This window comes from Nocardia araoensis NBRC 100135, assembly GCF_000308435.1.
In the GTDB taxonomy this organism is placed as follows: Bacteria; Actinomycetota; Actinomycetes; order Mycobacteriales; family Mycobacteriaceae; genus Nocardia; species Nocardia araoensis.
Genome location: NZ_BAFR01000049.1, coordinates 1 through 16,466 on the forward strand (window position 1 = coordinate 1; position 16,466 = coordinate 16,466).

Annotated in this window: 17 protein-coding genes and 1 tRNA gene; 9 read left to right on the forward strand and 9 right to left on the reverse strand. The window is 68.1% G+C overall.

Annotated elements, in window-relative coordinates; genetic code table 11:
* Window positions 1-424: TetR family transcriptional regulator (locus tag ON21_RS06820; RefSeq protein ID WP_039796598.1), on the reverse strand; the 424-nt coding region annotated here is incomplete at its 3' end.
* A gap of 171 nt (window positions 425-595) precedes the next feature.
* Here ON21_RS06820 and ON21_RS06825 point away from each other — a divergent pair.
* From ON21_RS06825 to ON21_RS06835, 3 genes are read left to right on the forward strand one after another with little or no spacing between them, the layout of a single operon-like run.
* Window positions 596-1,717 (forward strand): ferredoxin reductase, encoded by a 1,122-nt coding sequence (locus tag ON21_RS06825; RefSeq protein WP_039796540.1) that lies wholly within the window; start codon window positions 596-598, stop codon window positions 1,715-1,717.
* Between the two features lie 19 nt (window positions 1,718-1,736).
* The gene (locus ON21_RS06830; RefSeq protein ID WP_051020419.1) at window positions 1,737-2,885 is read left to right on the forward strand and encodes a fatty acid desaturase family protein; all 1,149 of its coding nucleotides are present in this window, start codon (window positions 1,737-1,739) and stop codon (window positions 2,883-2,885) included.
* Window positions 2,886-3,203, forward strand: a complete 318-nt coding sequence (locus tag ON21_RS06835) for a hypothetical protein (protein ID WP_039796543.1) — start codon at window positions 2,886-2,888, stop codon at window positions 3,201-3,203.
* Here ON21_RS06835 and ON21_RS06840 read toward each other — a convergent pair whose 3' ends face one another.
* A complete protein-coding gene (locus tag ON21_RS06840; RefSeq protein ID WP_039796545.1) occupies window positions 3,204-3,734 on the reverse strand; it encodes a DUF4254 domain-containing protein in 531 nt (176 codons plus the stop codon). It abuts the gene before it with no gap.
* A gap of 376 nt (window positions 3,735-4,110) precedes the next feature.
* On the opposite strand from ON21_RS06840, the gene ON21_RS06845 reads away from it, so the two are divergent.
* Complete coding sequence (locus tag ON21_RS06845) at window positions 4,111-4,431, forward strand: hypothetical protein (protein WP_039796599.1); 321 nt, start codon at window positions 4,111-4,113, stop codon at window positions 4,429-4,431.
* Window positions 4,432-4,475: 44 nt separating this feature from the next.
* Here ON21_RS06845 and ON21_RS06850 read toward each other — a convergent pair whose 3' ends face one another.
* The 3 genes from ON21_RS06850 to lpqS form a co-directional block, all read right to left on the reverse strand.
* On the reverse strand, window positions 4,476-5,714 hold the full coding sequence (locus tag ON21_RS06850; protein ID WP_039796547.1) for an MFS transporter: 1,239 nt from the start codon (window positions 5,712-5,714) through the stop codon (window positions 4,476-4,478).
* Window positions 5,711-6,760, reverse strand: coding sequence for a PLP-dependent cysteine synthase family protein (locus ON21_RS06855; protein ID WP_039796600.1), 1,050 nt, complete (start codon window positions 6,758-6,760; stop codon window positions 5,711-5,713). Before ON21_RS06855 ends, ON21_RS06850 begins: the two co-directional genes overlap by 4 nt.
* Window positions 6,761-6,986: 226 nt before the next feature.
* Window positions 6,987-7,403: a putative copper homeostasis (lipo)protein LpqS gene (lpqS, locus tag ON21_RS06860; RefSeq protein WP_039796548.1), complete on the reverse strand. Its 417-nt coding sequence runs from the start codon at window positions 7,401-7,403 to the stop codon at window positions 6,987-6,989.
* Between the two features lie 239 nt (window positions 7,404-7,642).
* Between lpqS and ON21_RS06865 the strand changes: the two genes are divergently transcribed.
* Window positions 7,643-8,320, forward strand: coding sequence for a DUF4389 domain-containing protein (locus tag ON21_RS06865; protein ID WP_039796550.1), 678 nt, complete (start codon window positions 7,643-7,645; stop codon window positions 8,318-8,320).
* A gap of 25 nt (window positions 8,321-8,345) precedes the next feature.
* Here ON21_RS06865 and ON21_RS06870 read toward each other — a convergent pair whose 3' ends face one another.
* The 3 genes from ON21_RS06870 to ON21_RS06880 are packed head-to-tail and all read right to left on the reverse strand — an operon-like array spanning window position 8,346 to window position 10,880.
* Window positions 8,346-9,332 carry an ABC transporter ATP-binding protein gene (locus tag ON21_RS06870; protein ID WP_039796552.1) on the reverse strand — a complete coding sequence of 329 codons (987 nt, stop codon included), beginning with the start codon at window positions 9,330-9,332 and terminating at the stop codon, window positions 8,346-8,348.
* Window positions 9,329-10,156 (reverse strand): ABC transporter permease, encoded by an 828-nt coding sequence (locus ON21_RS06875; protein ID WP_051020420.1) that lies wholly within the window; start codon window positions 10,154-10,156, stop codon window positions 9,329-9,331. Before ON21_RS06875 ends, ON21_RS06870 begins: the two co-directional genes overlap by 4 nt.
* Window positions 10,149-10,880 carry an ABC transporter permease gene (locus ON21_RS06880; protein WP_083880448.1) on the reverse strand — a complete coding sequence of 244 codons (732 nt, stop codon included), beginning with the start codon at window positions 10,878-10,880 and terminating at the stop codon, window positions 10,149-10,151. The genes ON21_RS06875 and ON21_RS06880 overlap by 8 nt, the downstream gene beginning before the upstream one ends.
* A 269-nt stretch (window positions 10,881-11,149) precedes the next feature.
* Here ON21_RS06880 and ectB point away from each other — a divergent pair, with 269 nt between their 5' ends.
* The gene (gene ectB, locus ON21_RS06885; RefSeq protein WP_039796556.1) at window positions 11,150-12,406 is read left to right on the forward strand and encodes a diaminobutyrate--2-oxoglutarate transaminase; all 1,257 of its coding nucleotides are present in this window, start codon (window positions 11,150-11,152) and stop codon (window positions 12,404-12,406) included.
* A gap of 141 nt (window positions 12,407-12,547) precedes the next feature.
* Window positions 12,548-12,913: a group I truncated hemoglobin gene (locus ON21_RS06890; RefSeq protein WP_051020422.1), complete on the forward strand. Its 366-nt coding sequence runs from the start codon at window positions 12,548-12,550 to the stop codon at window positions 12,911-12,913.
* A 277-nt stretch (window positions 12,914-13,190) separates the two neighbouring features.
* On the opposite strand, the gene ON21_RS06895 is transcribed toward ON21_RS06890, so the two are convergent.
* A tRNA-Arg gene (locus ON21_RS06895) sits at window positions 13,191-13,264 on the reverse strand.
* A 201-nt stretch (window positions 13,265-13,465) separates the two neighbouring features.
* Here ON21_RS06895 and ON21_RS06900 point away from each other — a divergent pair.
* Entirely contained in the window at window positions 13,466-15,499 is a 2,034-nt protein-coding gene (locus ON21_RS06900; RefSeq protein WP_039796558.1) for a bifunctional copper resistance protein CopD/cytochrome c oxidase assembly protein, read from the forward strand.
* The gene (locus ON21_RS06905) at window positions 15,496-16,464 is read left to right on the forward strand and encodes a serine/threonine dehydratase (RefSeq protein ID WP_083880445.1); all 969 of its coding nucleotides are present in this window, start codon (window positions 15,496-15,498) and stop codon (window positions 16,462-16,464) included. Before ON21_RS06900 ends, ON21_RS06905 begins: the two co-directional genes overlap by 4 nt.
* The last annotated feature ends 2 nt before the right edge of the window (window positions 16,465-16,466 follow it).

The window sequence follows — 16,466 nt, forward strand, 5'->3', positions numbered from 1 at the left end:
TGCGGGAGAGATCGGCGACGAGTTCCCGGACGATCAGCTGGATCTCCCTGGCGATGGCCGTGCGCAGCGCCGCGGACCCGCCGCGGCGCTCCCTGGTCAGGAAGCCGAACAGCTCACGTTTGGGGCCCACTTGCGTGAACACGAAGCGCACCGTGTCCGACAAGCCCGCATCGGCGTTGCGGCGGACTTCGCGCAGCGCCAGCCGCAGCGCCGTGACGCCGTCGTCGACCAGCGTGGCGCCGAGGTCCTCCAGCGACGCGAAGTGCCGATAGAACGCCGTCGGCACGATGCCCGCCGAGCGGGCGATCTCCCGCAGGCTGAGCGCGGCGAATCCGCGTTCGGCGGCCAGCGCGAGGGTGCCGTCCAGGAGTGCCTGCCTGGTCCGCTCCTTGCGCTCGCCTCGCGTCGCTGCCTGCTCACTCATCTCGGTGAGCATACATCCGTTCACCATTCGACCTATCCCCAGATGTAGTTCGAGTCACATGTTTCGCCGGTTGACACCTAGCCCGGGTCATCCGGCACACTAGTTGAGTGTACAGACGTGCACTGAAATTCAGTCGCACGTCGTCAGCCCGACAAGAGGCACGGAGAACTAATGGTGGATCTCATCAACCTGGTGCAGACCCTGACCTCGCCGCACCCGCTGGATCGGTACCTCGAACTGGTCCGCCCCACCCTCACGGTGCGGGACATGCGGGCCGAAATCACTCACGTGCGCCGCTCGGCGCCGGGCTCGGTCACGCTCACGCTGCGCCCGACCCGGCAGTGGAAGGGCCATGTCGCCGGACAGTACGTCCAGATCGGCGTGGTGATCGACGGTGTGCGGCACACGCGGTGTTATTCGCCGGTGAACCCGGAACGCGGTCAGGAACGCGAAATCCAGTTGACCGTGAAGGCGCACCCGGACGGCTTGGTGTCGCAGTATCTCTACCGCCACGCCGCACCCGGCATGGTGGTCGACCTGACACCCGCCGGCGGCGTGTTCCGGCTGCCGGAGCCGCGGCCGCGGCGCGTGCTGCTGATCAGCGGAGGCAGCGGCATCACGCCGGTGCTGTCCATGCTGCGCACGCTCGCCGCGGAGGATCATCCGGGCGAGGTCGTCTTCCTGCACTACGCGAAGTCGCCTGCGGTGCTGCCGCATCGAGCGGAGCTGGACGCCATCGCGCGACGGCACCCGAACTTCCGCATCGAGCTGCGCTATCCACACCGCACGCCGGACCTGCCGCCCGAGGTGGACCCCGATGCGCCGTGGGTGGACCTCGCCCGACCGAAGACCGGCGGATATTTCGACTATGACGAACTCGAGCGCGTGGCGCCTTGGTTCGCCGACGCGCAGACCTTCGTCTGCGGCCCGCCGTCGCTGATGGAGGCGGTGCGCACGATCTATCAGGCCGAGCAACTCGACGACCGGCTGCACTCCGAGGAGTTCACGCTGTCGGTCGCGCCGGTGGACGCCGCCGACGCGCACGGCACCGTCAGCTTCTCGGCCAGCGGCGTGACCGCGCGCAACAACGGCGCCACGCTGCTCGAGCAGGCCGAATCCGCCGGACTCAGTCCGGAGTACGGCTGCCGCATGGGGATCTGCTTCTCCTGCACCGCGGTGCGCCGCTCCGGCTGCACGCGCAATCTGCGCACCGGCGAGACCGACACCGACCCCGACCAGCCGATCCAGCTGTGCATCAGCGCGCCGGTCGGCGACGTCGACATCGACATCTGATCACGAAGGGGAGCGAATCATGACCATCCTGACCGAAACCGAGAACGGACCGCTGGTCCTGAGCCCGGACCAGATCGAGGAACTCGGCCGCGAACTCGACGAGCTGCGCGCCGCGATCGTCGCCGATCTGGGTGAGCGCGACCGGGAATACCTGTACTCGATCATCAAGGCGCAGCGGGGATTCGAGATCGCCGGGCGCGGCCTGATGTATCTCGGCTTCCTTCCGCCCTTCTGGCTGGCCGCGGTGGCGGCGCTGAGCGTGTCGAAGATCCTGGACAACATGGAGATCGGCCACAACGTGATGCACGGCCAGTACGACTGGATGCGCGAGCCGGGGCTGAATTCCCGTGTGTTCGAATGGGACACGGTCTGCCCGGCCGACCAGTGGAAGCATTCGCACAACTACCTGCACCACACCTACACCAACATCCACAACAAGGACCGCGACATCGGCTACTCCATCCTGCGCATGGACGAGGCGCAGGAGTGGAACGTGCTCCGGCTCGGTCAGCCGCTGTACGCCTTCGTGCTCATGGTGCTGTTCGAGTGGGGCGTGATGGGCCACGACCTGGAGGTGGAGAACATCCTGGCGGGTAAGAAGAAGTGGCCGGAGGTCAAGAAGCTGCTGCTCGGTCAGTGGCGCAAGGCGGGCAAGCAGGTGCTCAAGGACTACCTGGTGTTCCCCGCGTTGACCGGGCCGCTGTTCTTCCACACGCTGGCGGGTAACGCCACCGCAAACCTGGTGCGCAACGTGTGGGCCTTCGCGATCATCTTCTGTGGTCACTTCCCGACCGGCGTACAGACGTTCACCGAGGAGGAGACCGCGGACGAGACGCGTGGCGAGTGGTACATCCGGCAGATGCTCGGCTCGGCCAACATCACCGGCAGCAAGCTGTTCCACATCATGTCCGGGAATTTGTCGCATCAGATCGAACACCATCTGTTTCCCGACCTGCCCGCGAGTCGTTATCCGGACATGGCGCCGACCGTGCGGGCATTGTGTGAAAAGTACGGTTTGCCGTACAACACCGGCCCGCTCGGTAAGCAGATCGGCTCGGTGTGGAAGAAGATTTTCAAGCTGGCACTTCCGCCGCGCTGGGTCGAGAGCGAGCCATCGTCCGGTGTTATCGTGATGCGTCAGCGAAAGGCGAGCGAAGCGGGCGTGTGAATGATCGGGAAATTCGAGAGCAACAAGGATCTCATTCAGGAATTGACCTCGTCCGGCGCGCGGCACGTCGGCAATATCGCCAACATCATCACGGGGACCGTCGCCGAGGTCACCAGGGAGATCGGTGAGTGGATCACCGACGCCATCGAGATGAACGAGGCGGCGGCCGCGGCTCGCCGGGACGCGGCGGCGCAGCGGGATCTCGATCCTGACCTCGGGGAGGAGACCGAGGTCACGGTGACGAAACCGCGGGCGGACGCGACGGAGTCGTTCCTCGACGCCGAGGTGGTCGAGCCGGGAGTCGACGAGCCGCGCTGATCACCACACCGGCAGCCTGCGCCGATGCTGGATGACGTCGGTGATCAGATCCTGATAGCCGTCGATCAGCTCGGCCAGCCTGCTCCACTGCAGGTGGGCCTCCCCGCCCGCCTGCGCCGGATGCGGCCCGGTCGTGATCTCGTCGTCCAGCGAGTGTCGAGCCGAAACCCATTTCGCCGCGATTCGGTCGATGACCGCGCCGAGGGTCTCGGTGTGCAGGGAGGCGCCCTCGCGGTGCTGTACGTTCTCGGCCACCCAGGCGTCGATCCGCCCGATCCATTCGGCGCGGCAGCCGTCGATGTCCTCGACTTCCTGGGTGCACGCCGCGACGCGGGTGCTGGATGCCCCCGGAGCGTGCGCTCGCTCGAGTTCCCGCTGCCGCCGCTCATGGCAGTCGACGAGTTTCCGCGCGGCGTGCAGCACGCTGTGCCGGTGCTGGTTCTCGCCGGGTTCGCGAATCGCGCGAAGCAGTGCGGCGGGCGGCGGAAGTTCTCCGGCTCCGAAACTGCGCTGAGCGTATTGGGTGGGCATGACATACCTCTGCGACACGACGAATCCTGGATGCGCCAGGGCCGAGGGGGATTTCGGGGAGGGGCTCCCCTCGGCTCCGGCGCAGTCCCGCACCCGGATGCCACCCCACGTTTCACCAGCACGGCAGAGAAACCGGGAAATCCGCGACGATGCGAGAGAAGACGGTCCGAGAAATCGGGACACTTTCAGGAAAGCGCGGTAGCCGAAGCCGCGCAATACTCTGGTTCGCGAATCCGAAAGCTGCCGGGAAATCGTTATGTTCCGTTACGGATCGGTCACCCGGACCACGGGTTCGCGAAATTGTCGAGCGTATGGGCAGCAACCGATTCGGCACGAGCACTGCGCGCTGCTGCCCGATCGGCTAGCCTCGGTATTCGTGCCCGCCTACGTGTCATCGCCGGAGCTGACATTCGGCTTCATGTTCGCGCTGGAAGACCCCGAGCGAATCGCGGAGGTCGTGCGTAATCTGATCGTCCGCAAGACCGTCTCGGTCTTCCGTCTCGCCCGGCTGTCCGACGACGACGGCCCGCCGGAGCGCTACGTGGTCAACTGGGCGGTCATCCCGCAGATCTCGATCACCACCGCCGCGCCGGACGAAGAGGAGTTGCGGACCACCCGCACCATGCTGGTCAACGCCTTTCTCAGTGAGGACGGCGAGGTCAGCCTGTATTCGAGCCAGTCGAGCGGACCGGCCTGAGGCGGACCGTCCCGGATGGCGCGCAGCCGGGACGGTCCGACCGATCATCCGACCGGGACCGGCGCGTCGAGTCGCCCGGACCGGGCGAGCGCGAACAGGCTCCCTGCCGCGGCCGCGCCGACGGCGACGAGCGCGGCCCACGCCAGTGCGCTCATCCCGGCCTCGCGGGTGCGGTCGAGCAGCGTTCCGATGCCCAGGTTCCCGAGCAGGATGCCGATGCCGACGATGGTGTTGTAGAGGCCGTAGTGCGTCGCCACCAAGCGGTTGCCCGACAGCGCGACCACGGTGTCCATCTCGAACGGAAAGACCGCTGCCGCACCGATTCCCAGCGCGACCGAGGTCAACAGCAGTGCGCCGATCGCGGGCCCCACGCCGAAGCCGGTGCCCGGGATCACCACCAGCGGCACGAACGCGGACGCGAGTATCGCCATGCCGAGCGCCAGGCTGTGCGCGCGGCCCCACCGCTGCCCGAACCAGCGGGTGATGCGCAGTTGCCCGGCGATCGCGATCAACCCGGACAGTACGAACACCGCCGTCATCAGCACGGTGGCCGAGTCGCCCGCGATCCGTGCGGCGTGCACCGGCAACGCCAGGTAGACCTGGAAGGCCAGGACCGAGGAACTGATCATCGCCGCTGCGAACAGCAGGAACGGGCGGTTGGCCAGCACCACGCGCCAATCGTCCAGCACCGAGGTGGTTTTCGGCTCGGCCCGGTGCTGCGGGAGCGCGCGCAACTGGGCCAGCGTGAGCACGCCGAACACCACGGCGGCGCCCGTCGCGGTCGCGCGGAAGTCGACGGCCATCAGCGCGAGCCCGGCGATCGGACCGAACAGCATGCCCGCCTGGTAGAAGACGTTGAACACGGCGAACGCCTCCACTCGGCGCTCACCCGAGTCCACCGCCAGGTACGCGCGGACCGCGGGGTTGAACAACGCGCCCGCGAAGCCGGTCGCGGCCGAGGCCGCGACCAGCGCGGGCAGTGTGTCCGCGACCGCGAGCAGCGCGAAACCGCCTGTGCGCAGCAGGCATCCGGTCACGATGAGCGGTTTGTAGCCGAGTCGGTCGGCCAGCGTGCCGCCGAACAGGAACATGCCCTGCTGGGCGAAGTTGCGGATGCCGAGGACCAGTCCGACCGCCCAGGCGGCCAGCCCGAGCGGCCCGGCCAGGTAACCGGCCAGGTAGGGCATCAGCATGGAGAAGCCGGTGTTGATGGCGAACTGATTGACCATCAGCATGCGGCTGGGGCGGTTGAAGCCGCGGAAGGTGGCGATCAGGTCGGTCATCGCGTCCGCTCCTTCCCGGCGCCACGGGGATCGACGACCGTCGTGCACCGGGTCCACGAGACCGCGACGGCGTCGGCCGGATGCGGGATGCGCAGCGGTGTGGCGGGCGGTGCGATGTCGAGCAGGCCGTGCTCGCGGCAGTAGTCGTCGTTGTACACCGTGTCGAAGTAGCGCAGCGGACCGTCGGGAAAGACCGCGGCTATCCGGGTGGCCGGATCGCCGGTGCGGGCCAGCCAGCCCGCGACCAGGGCGACCGCGCCGACGCTCCAGCCGCCGCTGGCGTGATGTGTCGCGGCGAGCCGGCGGCAGGCCCAGACCGCCTCCGCGGGCGCGACCCAGTGCACTTCGTCGAACGCCGAATAGTCGACGTTGTCCGGGTGGATACTCGAACCGAGCCCGCGCATCAGCCGCTGCCCCGCGGGCTGTCCGAAGATCGTGGACGCCACGGTGTCGACGCCGACCAGACGCAGGTGCGGAAAGTACCGGCGCAGCGTGCGCGTGATGCCCGCGGAATGGCCGCCGGTGCCGACCGAGCAGACCAGGACGTCGATCCTGCCCAGCTGGGCGACCAACTCGAGCGCCAGGGTCTCGTAGGCGTCCTGGTTGTCGGGGTTGCGGTACTGGTCCGGGCACCAAGCCCGCGGATCGCGCGCCAGCAGTTCGGCGACGCGGTCGCGCCGCGCCTGCTGCCAGCCGCCGGTGGGGTGCGGCTCGGTGACCAGTTCCACCCGCGCGCCGTAGGCCGCGAGCATGCGGTGCATGAGCGGTTCCAAGCCGGGGTCGGTGACCAGCGTGACCGGGTGGCGATACACCATTCCCGCCAGCGCCAGGCCCAGACCGAGCGTGCCGCTGGTGGATTCGATGATCGGAGCGCCAGGCGCGAGCGCACCGCGCGCGATGGCGCGCTCGACCATGTGCAGCGCGGGCCGGTCCTTCATTCCGCCCGGATTGGCGCCCTCCAGTTTGGCCCAGAAGCCGCGGCCGTCCGGTTTCGTTGTGCCGTCGAGCGGTTCGGTGATCCAGAGCACGGGCGTGTTGCCCACCATGGTGGCCGGACGCGGACAGCGCTGGGCCGCCGTGAGCAGACTCGCCGGGCTCGCGAGGGCAGGCTCCGGTTCGCGGGGAGCCGGATCGGGCACAGCCGGGTTCTGCAGCGCAGAAGTCATCAGGAATCGTCGATTCTGTGCGGTCGCTGTGGCAGCGACGGTGTGAGTGCGGACTTCGCACGAACACCGGCCGGGCCCCGGCAGGCTCCGGCCTGACGCTGACCGATCAGTTCCGATCGATGCCGAATCGAGTGAGTCTGTCTCTGCCCGGATACACCGGCAGGGTCGCGACCGGGGGTGCGCGCACGCCGCCCGCGCGGGCGGACGCGGGCGCCGCGAGCAGCACCGACACCGACGCGAGCAGCAGCAACAGCAGCAGCGTGACAGCGCGCGGCAGGGCGGCGAGCACCCCGTCGGCGGGCACGTGCCGGTCCGGTTCGGCGGCGTGCTGATGCCGGTCGGCGAGGATCGCCGGGGAGACGATGGAGGCCACGACGGGGCCGGACGCTTCGATGTGGGCGTGTGCCGCGACGGCGTGGCCGAAGACGTGGCACTGGGGCACCGCCATGGCGACCACCCAGACGGTGTACGCGAGAGCAACGATCACCCGGATCACCGGTAGCCGCTGCGCGCCGAACGTCACGCTTTCCGATGGTACAAGCCCGTTCGCACGACGATTCGCGGGTGGGAATCGGTATGAGTGCGCGCTCCGGGTGATTTCGGCTGCGGCGCAATGCTCCTCGTTCGCCGAATGCGGCCGTGCACCCCGATTCGTTGGCGTGTCGGTATCGGATGGTGCCGTTCACGGGCGGCCGGATACGCGACAATCAGGACACCTACTGGTTGTGGCATGGATCACAGCAACCGTAAGGAGCGTTGCTCATGGAACTCGAGAAGCCGGCCGCGCCGCCCAGCCCGATTCGGGTACGAGGCGATCTGGACCCCGCACTGTCCCGGTGGCTGTGGCTGGTCAAGTGGCTATTGGCGATCCCGCACTACATCGTGTTGTTCTTCCTGCACATCGCGTACGCGGTGCTCACGGTGGTCGCCTTCTTCGCCATCCTGATCACCGGCAAGTACCCGCGGGGGCTGTTCGACTTCAACGTCGGCGTGATGCGCTGGGGATGGCGGGTGACCTTCTACGCGCTCTCGGTACTCGGCACCGACAAGTACCCGCCGTTCAGCCTGCAACCGAACGCGGAGTACCCGGCCGATCTGGAGATCGACTATCCGGAGACGTTGCACCGCGGCCTGGTGCTGGTGAAGTGGTGGTTGCTGGCGATTCCGCACTACCTGATCGTCGGCGCGGTGCTGAGCGGCGGCATCGCGATCGCGGGGAGCGACGGTGACGACTGGGGCGGCGCCTCGATCTCGCTGCTGGGCATCCTGCTGATCGTCGCGTTGGTCGCGTTGCTGTTCACGGCGCGCTACCCGCAAGGTCTCTACGACTTCGTGATGGGCATCAATCGCTGGATCATCCGCGTGCAGGCCTACGCCGGTCTGATGCGCGACGAGTACCCGCCCTTCCGGCTCGACCAGGGCGCTCGCGAGTCCGACTGAACCGGTACCGAATCCGCCCGCCTGTTCAGCGGGCGGATTCGTATATCCGCCGGACGACGTCCTCGATCTCGGGCTCCTCGATCGACAGGTCCCGCACTTCGGCGCGCTCCGACACCGCGGCCAGCAATTGCGCGGCCGTGATCTGCTCGGGATCGAAGGCCAGCCGCTGCCGCATACCGTCGCCTTCGGTGCCGAGCAACTGGGCCGAGGGGAGATCGTCGAGGTCGGGCGTCGGTTCGGCCAAGTCGACCACCAGCACCCGGCGCGCGCCGACGGTGGCCGCCAATCCGGTGAGGGACCCGTCGTACACCATGCGGCCGTGATCGACGACGAGCACACGCTCGCAGAGCCTTTCGATGTCGCCCATGTCGTGAGTGGTGAGCAGCAGGGTCGTGCCGCGCTCGGCGCGCTCGGCTCGGAGGAACTCGCGCAGCCGCTGCTTGGACAGCACGTCGAGGCCGATGGTCGGCTCGTCCAGGATGACCAGTTCGGGCGAATGCAGCAGTGCCGCGGCTACTTCCGCGCGCATGCGCTGGCCCAGCGAGAGCTGGCGCACCGGTGTGTCGAGCGTGTCGGCCATTTCCAGCTGCTCGATCAGTTCGTGCGCGCGCTTGCGCGCGGCGCCAGGCTCCAACCGGTGGATCGCGGCGAGGATCGAGAACGACTCGCGCAGGGGCAGATCCCACCACAGTTGCGAGCGCTGGCCGAACACCACGCCGATCCGCCCGGCCAATTCACGCCGCTGCCGCACGGGATCCAGCCCGCAGGTGCGCACGGTGCCCGCGGTGGGGACCAGGATGCCGGTGAGCATTTTGATCGTGGTGGATTTGCCCGCGCCGTTGGCGCCGATGTAGCCGACGGCGGCGCCCCGGTCGATCCGGACGGTCATCCGGTCGACGGCGGTGAGCGTCTCGCGGCGCCTGCGCCAGCGGCGGCCGTCTTTGCGATACAGGATGAACTGCCTGGTGAGGCCCTCCATGTCGATGATCGCCTCCGGGCTGCCCGTGCTCATCCGCCGCCTCCCTGGTAATGCCGAGTGCCCGATCGCCACAAACCCAGCGCCAGTAGCCACACCCACAGCGCCGCCACCGGGGTGAGCCAGGCCAGCCAGGCGGGCAGCAGCGGAGGGCCGGGCAGGCCGAGCAGCGCGAGGGTGGGCAGATAGGCCGTGAACGAGACCGGAATCGCGAACCCGAACAGCAGTCGCATGGGGGTGGGGAACACCGACGCGGGTTGTGTCGCCGCGAACGAGCCGCCGTAAGTGAAACTGTTGGTGAGCTCGGAGCCGTCGATCAGATAGAACTGCAATCCGGCGGCGCAGACGAACACCCCGCCGAACAGCGCGATTCCGCCGACCAGCGTGAGTGCGAGCAGCGCGGCCGTGGCCGAATTCCAGGCGATGTCGTTGCGTGCCGCACCGGTCACCAGCGCGACGATCGAGACCGAGGCGCGAGCGAACCGGCGCAGGGAGATGTCGCTGGTGATCAATTGCAGCAGCAATGGTTGCGGCCGCAGGTGGTAGGCGTCGAGCTGGCCCATCCGGATCAGCACCGGCAGTGTGTCGAGGTGGCCGAAAAGCACCTGGGACAGCGCGAAACTCGTGTTGCTCAACCCGAACAGAAGCAGTGCGCCGTCCAGGTCGAGGCCGCCGAGGACGCGTGCGGTGCGGAAGATGAGCCACACCTCGGCCAATTCCACCAGGCCCACCAGAAATGCGCTCAGAAGCTCACTGGCGAACGACAACCGGTAGCTGCGCTGCGCCCGGATCCTGGAGCGCAACACGGCCACGTAGGGCGTCGACCACGACTCGGTGCGCGGGGCAACGATGTCACCCACCCTGCACCTCCAGCCTGCGTCGGCCCGCGACGAGCAGCACACGTCCGGCGATCGCGGTGACCACCACCCAGAACACTTGGATCCCGACGACCGAGAGTGCTTCCGCGCCGGTGATCCGTCCCGAGAGCACGTCGATCGGAGATTGCAGAATCGACGGGAAAGGCGTGGCCGCCGCGATGGCGCCCAGCCACGATGGGAACATGTGCACCGGCACGAACAGTCCGGCCAGGAACGTGCCCGCGGCGTAGTACAGCACCCGGATGCCGCGGGTTTCCACGACCCAGAATCCGATCAGTACCACGAGGAACCGGCACAGGAACGAGATGACCACCGCCAGCAGGACACTTACCGCTCCGAGCAGGTAGGGACCGGGCGTGACCGGCATCGCCAGCCCGAAGGTGAGCGTGCCCACCAGCACGCTCGGCACTCCGCGCGGCAGGAAAGTGCACGCCGCGCGCCCGAGATCGTCGGCGAGATAACCGCATTGGATGTCGACCGGGCGCAGGAAATCGATGGCGATGTCGCCGTTCTTCACCCGATCGTCCAGCGGTCCCAGCGGTCCCATGAACTGCACCGCGCCGAGCAGCCCCTGGGAGAGCCACACGTAGGCGCCGACGCTGCCCCGGTCGTACCCGCCGAAGTCGCCGGCGGCGTCCACCGCCGCGGCCAGGACGGACGCGCGGACGAACCCGAACACGCAGTTGGTGAACAGCCCCGCGAACATGGCCATTTTGTATTGCCACTGTCTGCGGAATCCGGCGCCCACGAGTGATGCGTAGAGGGCGACGGCGCTGCGAAATCGTTCCCTGACGGCACGCTGTCCGCCCCCCTCCGGTCTGCCGCGCACAAGGAGTTGACTCTACTGGCCGCGGCGTGGAGCCCGAAAGGCTTCGGCGCGTTTTGAAGAAAAGGCCACATCCGGGCTGCTTCGATGTTAGAAACACTCTCACTTCAGATTGTGGAGCGCTCGCGCACGACGAGTAAGGAACGCCGATGACCGTCGCCGAGATGACTGTTTTCGAGGCACTCGAATCGAACGTGCGCGGGTACTGTCGCTGCTGGCCCGCCGTCTTCGACACCGCCAGCGGAGCGTGGTTGCGCGACGAGACCGGCAAGGAGTACCTGGATTTCTTCGCGGGCGCGGGCTCGCTCAACTACGGACACAACAACCCCGTGCTCAAGCGAGCGCTGCTCGACTACATCGCCGGGGACGGCATCACCCACGGGCTCGACATGTCCACCGTGGCCAAGCGGCGGTTGCTGGAAGCGTTGCGCGACAACGTCTTCGCCCCGCGCGGGATGGACTGGAAAGTCCAGTTCCCCGGGCCGACCGGAGCCAACGCGGTCGAGGCCGCGTTGAAGCTCGCGCGCAAGGTGACCGGGCGGCAGATCGTGCTGAGCTTCACCAACGCTTTCCATGGGATGTCGCTCGGCGCGCTGGCCGTTACCGGGAACGCCGCCAAGCGGTCGGCCGCCGGGGTCGCGCTCGGGCATGCGATGCCGATGCCGTACGACGGGTATCTCGGTGTCGCCGACGATCTGTTGTGGATGCGTAAGGCGCTGGACGACCCGTCGTCGGGGTTGGACAAGCCCGCGGCGGTGATCGTGGAGACGGTGCAGGGGGAAGGCGGCATCAATGTGGCCCGGGCGGAGTGGTTGCGTTGGCTGGCCGAATTGTGTTCGGACCGCGGCATTCTGTTGATCGTCGACGATGTGCAGATGGGCTGCGGCCGCACGGGGCCGTTCTTCTCGTTCGAGGTCGCCGGGATCACGCCCGATATCGTGACGTTGTCGAAGTCGATCGGCGGCTACGGTCTGCCGATGGCGTTGGTGCTCTTCCGGCCCGAGCTCGATCAGTGGGCGCCTGGTGAGCACAACGGCACGTTCCGGGGCAACAACGCGGCGTTCGTGACCGGACGCGTCGCGCTCGAGCACTATTGGTCGGATTCCGCGCTGGAGCTCGCGACCGTGGCCAAGGGGGACCGGATCGCACAGGCGCTGCGTGAGCTGGTCTCGACCTTTCCCGGAGTCTCGACGCGGGGGCGGGGCCTGGTGCACGGCGTCGTGTTCGAGGACGCATCGGTGGCGGAGAAGGTGGGCCGCGCCGCTTTCGATCGTGGCTTGCTGGTGGAGACGTCCGGTTCGCTGGACGAGGTGATCAAGTTGATGCCGCCCTTGACGATCGCCGAGGACGAGATCGACCACGGCATCCATCTGCTGGCGGCGGCGATGGAAGCGGTGTGCGGGTAGAGATCCTTCCTGGGTGTTGCGGAAGTATCTCAGCGCCGCGTGCGTGGCGGTGAGGTGCGAGTAATCGCGCTGCGACGAAGGCAAAAGACTCGCGACATCGTACTAATCCGGACGCAACAGTCCGGTGGTGTCCTGGTAGCCATGCGAATGTACGACAAGATCGGCGGTCACGAGGCACTCGAGGTCGTCGTGGAGGATTTCTATACCCGCGTGCTCGCCGACGACGAACTGGCCGGATTCTTCACCGGCACGAACATGTCACGACTGAAAGGGAAACAGGTCGAGTTCTTCGCCGCGGCCCTCGGCGGCCCCATCCCGTACACCGGTGCTCCGATGAAACAGGTGCACCAGGGCCGGGGCATCACCATGCACCACTTCGGCCTGGTGGCGGGTCACCTCGAGGCGTCCCTCACCGCCGCTGGTGTGCCCGGCGACCTGGTCGCCCAGATCCTGGGCGCCATCGCACCGCTGGCCGACGACATCGCTTCGTCGCCCGCGAAGATCTAGCGGCCGCGCTGCCATGTGCCCGGTGGCGGGCACGCGGGCAGCGTTATGGACCGGGGAACTCATCGGCGCCAGCGTAATGCGGCCATCCGGATCCCCCTCGGCATCCTTGTCGTGTTGCCGCAACTCTCTCGCGAAGTCGTCGACGCGGCTGGGCTCGAGTGTCGAAATCGCTCGCGGCGGACGAAGCCCACCGGGCGCAGTTCGTCGGTGTTTGAGGATGACGCCGAGTGGGTAATACCCCTGTGACCATATGTTTCTGCAGGTCACAGGGGTGTTGCGCCCCCGGCAGGAATCGAACCTGCGACCTAGGGATTAGAAGGCCCTTGCTCTATCCAACTGAGCTACGGAGGCAGTGGGTTCTACGATGGCCGACATTGGCCGTACTGTCCAGCGGGTCGAGTATAGCGACCGTCCAGATGGTCAGATTCTTAGCGTTAGCAACGTTTCAGCCATCCCGAGACAGTAGGTGAGGCGCCCGTGGTGATCGGGGCCAAGGATATCGGTACAAACCCGACCGGGCCACGGAATACTCGCCGAACTACGCTCAGTCGTATGCCGTCCGCCCCCACGTCGTCCGCCGCTGCCCGAACCGAGACCGCTCGGTCCGGGGCGCCGTTCGCGACGATCACCGCGCTGGCCGGCGCCATCGCGGCCGTGGTCGCGGCGCTGGTGGTGGGGTTGTCGGCGGCGCAGGCACTGAGTCTGCTCGGCATCCCCGACCCGGGCGCGGCGACCACCTACGGCCTGCCCGCGGTCCGGGCGCTAGCCGATCTGTCGGCCGCGCTGACGGTCGGCTCGCTGCTGTTCGCGGCCTTCCTGGTGCCGCCGCAGTCGAACGGGCTGCTGGACGTCGGCGGGTATCGCGCGGTGCGCAGGGCATCCGATTTCGCGTTGGTCTGGGCGTGCTGCGCGGCGCTGCTGGTGCCGCTGACGGTTTCGGACACCACCGGGCGGCCGGTGGGAGACGTCCTGGGGCCGCAGGACCTGTGGCAGGCGATCGATCGGGTCGAACTGGCCGGAGCCTGGCGCACGACCGTCGTGTTCGCGGTGATCGTCGCGGTGGGCTGCCGGCTCGCGTTGCGCTGGGGCTGGACTCCGGTCCTGTTCGGCGCCGCGATCGCCACCATGATGCCGCTGGCGTTGACCGGCCATTCCTCCTCCGGCGGGTCGCACGACCTGGCGACCAACAGCCTGATCCTGCACTTGATCGCGTCCGCCGTCTGGGTCGGCGGTCTGTTCGCGGTGCTGGCGCACGCCGTGCGCGGCGGTGCGTACACCGATGTCGCGGCGCGGCGTTTCTCGCTGACCGCCACGGTCGCGTTCGCCGTGATCGCGGTCAGCGGCGTGATCAACTCCTTGGTCCGCGTGCCGCTGGACGAACTTCTCTCCAGCACCTACGGCAGGTTGGTGCTGGCCAAGGCCGCCGCGCTGGTGCTGCTCGGTGTGTTCGGATACCTCCAGCGCCGCGCCTCGTTGCCCGCCTTGGCGGCCGATCCCGGCGACCGGTCGGCCCTGGTGCGGTACGCGGGCGTCGAAGTGTTGATCTTCGCCGCGACCATCGGCCTCGCGGTCGGGCTGGGCCGCACGCCGCCGCCACCGCCGGATTCCGTTCCGACCCCCGTCGAGGTGGAGCTGGGCTACAACCTGGCCGGGCCACCCAGCTTCGCCCGCCTGGTGTTCGACTGGCGGTTCGATCTGATCTTCGGAACGCTGTCGGTCCTGCTCGCGGTGCTGTACCTGCTCGGCGTGCGGCGGCTGCGCGCGCGGGGCGACGCGTGGCCGGCCGGGCGGACGTTCGCCTGGCTGTCCGGCTGCGTGGTGCTGCTCGTCGCCACTTCTTCCGGCGTCGGCCGGTACTCGCCCGCGATGTTCAGCGTGCATATGGGAGCGCACATGGCGCTGTCCATGCTCGCGCCGATCCTGTTGGCGCTCGGTGGCGCGGTGACGCTGGCGCTGCGCGCGCTGCCCCCGGCGGGCCGCGGTGGCGTGCCCGGCCCACGGGAATGGCTACTGGCCGCGGTGCACAACCCGGTGTCGCGTTTCCTGACCCACCCGATCGTGGCCTCGGCGATCTTCGTCGGCGGCTTCTACGCGCTGTACCTGGGCGGCATCTTCGATGCCTACGCCGATTCGCACGCGGCGCACCTGCTGATGAACGTGCACTTCTTGCTCAGCGGTTACCTGTTCTACTGGGTGGTGATCGGCATCGATCCCAAGCCTCGGCAGGTGGAGCCGCTGACCAAGCTCGCCATGGTGTTCGGCTCGCTGCCGTTCCACGCGTTCTTCGGCATCGCGCTGATGAGCATGACCACGGTGCTCGGCGGCTGGTTCTACCGCGGCCTCGGTCTCGGCTGGAACGGCGATCTGCTCGGCGACCAGCGCACCGGCGGCAGTCTGGCTTGGGCGAGCGGTGAGGTCCCCTTGGTGGTGGTGATGCTGGCGTTGCTGATCCAATGGTCGCGCAGCGACCAACGGCTCGCGCAGCGCACCGATCGAGCCGCCGAACGCGACAACGACGCCGCACTCGCCGCACACAACGCGATGTTCGCCGAACTGGCCAAGCGAGATGGAGAAGTGCGTAAGTGAGTGAACGCGCCACCACCGTCCACCCACACAGACCGGTCGGGCGGGTGGAACGGTCGGACGTACGATCCGCACGCAGGCGGCTGGCAGGGCATATTCGCAAGACGCCGGTCTTCCACACCTCCATCGCGAGCCCGTCCGGTCCCGTGCCGGTGACGATGAAGCTAGAGCATCTCCAGCACGGCGGGACGTTCAAGGTACGCGGCAGCCTCAACGCCCTGCTCGAGTCGGACGCCGGGATCGATCAGGTGGTGATCGCCTCCGGCGGTAACGCGGGTATCGCGGCGGCGCTGGCCGCGGCGCGGCTCGGCAAGTCCTGCACGGTCGTCGTCCCGGAGACGGCGCCGCACACCAAGGTCGCCGCGATGTGGTCGCACGGCGCCGAGGTGCTCTGGCACGGCACCTCCTACGCCGAGGCACTGCAGCACGCGAGCGAGCTGGCCGCCGAACGCGGCGCGCTGCTGCTGCACGGGTACGACCTGCCCGCGGTGGTCGCCGGCATCGGTGTGGTCGGGCTGGAACTCGAAGAGCAGGTCCGTGGTCGGCCCCCGGTGCTGGCCGCGGTGGGCGGCGGCGGACTGGTCGCCGGGATCGCGGCCGCGGTCGGGCGCCGCCAGCGGGTGATCGGGGTGGAGCCCGAAGGCGCCGCGATCCTGCGTGCGGCGTTGGCGGCGGAGTGCCCGGTGGACATCGTCGGGTCCGGGATCACCGTCGACTCGCTCGGCCCGACGCGGATCGGTGACATCGCACTCGACGTCGCCCGCCGCCACGGCGTGCGCTCGCTGCTGGTCAGCGACGACGCGATCAGCGCGGCGCGGGAATATCTGTGGCGCGAGTTCCGCATCCTGGTCGAAGTGGCGGGCGCCACGGCGCTGGCCGCCGTGCACAGCGGCGCCTACGTTCCCGCGCCGGACGAGCGACCGGTGATCGTCCTCTGCGGTGCCAATACCGACGTGGCGGTGTTCTGATC